The 2,114-nt window shown below is 46.5% G+C and carries 1 protein-coding gene; it reads left to right on the forward strand.

The window, feature by feature from the left end; all coding sequences use genetic code 11:
• Positions 1 to 329 precede the first annotated feature (329 nt).
• Positions 330 to 2,012, forward strand: a complete 1,683-nt coding sequence (locus G7Y39_RS13290; RefSeq protein ID WP_241160066.1) for a transposase — start codon at positions 330 to 332, stop codon at positions 2,010 to 2,012.
• Positions 2,013 to 2,114 lie beyond the last annotated feature (102 nt).

Here is a 2,114-nt window from a genome sequence, read left to right on the forward strand (position 1 = left end):
TATGCTCTGCATAGCTGATGTCATATCAGAATTCTTGAAAAATGTTTTGATATCCGAGAGGAAAGGAGTAACTTTGTGTATCGACATGGGCTTGAGTTATTTTTGTTTTTGCACCTTAAAATTACTCATTTTCTTGCAATTATGCAAGAGTCCATGTCGATTTTTATATCCCTACCGCTGGAAATCAGCACTTGCGAAACTTGAAATATGAGTCCACTTTAAAAAGTGAATTGATTAAACATTTCGATAGAATGATGATATTTACCCGGTTAAATGTTTTCACATGTCGCAATTTTATTGTAACTTCGTGAGTGTAAAAAGATAACGGAATGTTCAAAAAATCAAGCACAACATCTCAGATGGATTTGTTCTCTTCTCCGGAAATGATCCTTGGGAAGAGAGCCGTTAAATCGTACTCCGACCCCAAAGGATGGCATAATGTTTTTTTTGACCTGGTGACATCCAAGGTAGACGAGGAAATCTTTTCTGTCCTTTACAAGAGTGGGAACATGGGAGCTCCCACCGCCCCGGTCCGCATATTGGTTGCCATGTCGGTTCTCAAGGAGGGATTCGGGTGTAGCGACGAGAACCTGTTTGAGAAGATTGAGTTTGACTTGCTTGTACGCAAGGCCTTGGGTCTGTCGAGTCTTGAGGACGTTCCCCCTTCTCTTGACACCTATTATCTCTTTAACCGCCGTCTGTGTGATTATGCGGACAAGACCGGTGTCGATCTCATGGAGCAATGTTTCGAGCATATCACAGGACAACAGATTAAGAGATTCAACATATCCGGCAAGTCTGTCCGCATGGACAGCAAACTCATCGGCAGCAATATCGCGAAGTACAGCAGATACGAGATTGTGCTTCGGACATTGCAGAAAACCCTTTCCCACGAATGCAACATGTATGGTCTGAATCCGGCACTCCGCAAGAAGGCGGAACCCCTGATGGGCGAGAAAGGCAATCACACCGTCTATGCTTCCGATGCGGCCACATTGTCTGAGAAGATAGCCTCTTTGGGCGCTGTCGTCTATGCCGTTCTCAAAAGGCTGAAGGATACAGCCCCGGGATATGCGTTGCTCCACCGGGTGTTCAATGAGCAGTACAGTGTGAAGGCCGGAGTTGTCACACTTCGCGACAAGAAGGAGATTAAAAGTGACAGCGTGCAGAATCCCAATGATCCGGATGCGCATTACCGCAACAAAGGGGACCAAAAGGTTCAAGGCTACAGTACCAACATCACCGAGACCGTTGAAGACGACAAGCCCTGCATTATCACCTCCGTCCAGGTTGAAGGTGCAAGCGCCTCTGACTGCAACTATGTTGAGGATGCCATAGATAAGACTGAGCGTGTGACCGGTGAAACAGTCGAAAACCTCTATGCTGACGGAGCATATCAGAGTCCTGAAAACAGGATGTTTGCGGAAGCGCACACCAATGCGCAAGGAGAATCCATGAAGATAAAGACCGGCCGGATGCAGGGAGGTGCGAGATTTATTCTCAGACCGATTGCCGGTAGCGGGGACATTGAGGTAGCCGACACAAGAACGGGAGCCGTTTACATCGGGAAGTATATAAACACGACCCAAAAGCGAGGCAGACGATGGCGAATAAAACTTGGCGAGGGAGATTGGCGTTCCAAGCCGTTCAGGTATTTTGAAGAGAAGGACCTTGCCGCATCGTTGCTCAGGCAGGAAATAGAAAGTCTTCCCATTGAAGAGCAACATAAACGCAATAACGTCGAGGCTGATATGTTCCAATACAGCTTCCACGCCAGAAATAACAAAACCAGATACCGCAGACTGCACAAGCATCGTCTGCAGGCTGTCCGCCGATGTGCGTGGATGAATATGCGAAGGCTGGCCATCTATATATCCCAAATGACACCGGAGGAGTATGGGAAGTACATCCTCACCCTCCCAAAATCCATTTTGGCGTATATAAAGCGTATGTGTCGTTCGATTTTTCATCCGGATGTCTTTTTTAACAATAGTTCGTTAAATTTAGAATGAATCAGGCAGAATCTCGGACTCCGAAAAACAACAAGTTAGGCGGAATCTCATCCGTTAGGATTTGTTTATTTTGCGGATTGCCCGATTTCTGACCCTCAATAA

Source organism: Parabacteroides sp. ZJ-118, from assembly GCF_011038785.1.
In the GTDB taxonomy this organism is placed as follows: Bacteria; Bacteroidota; Bacteroidia; order Bacteroidales; family Tannerellaceae; genus Parabacteroides.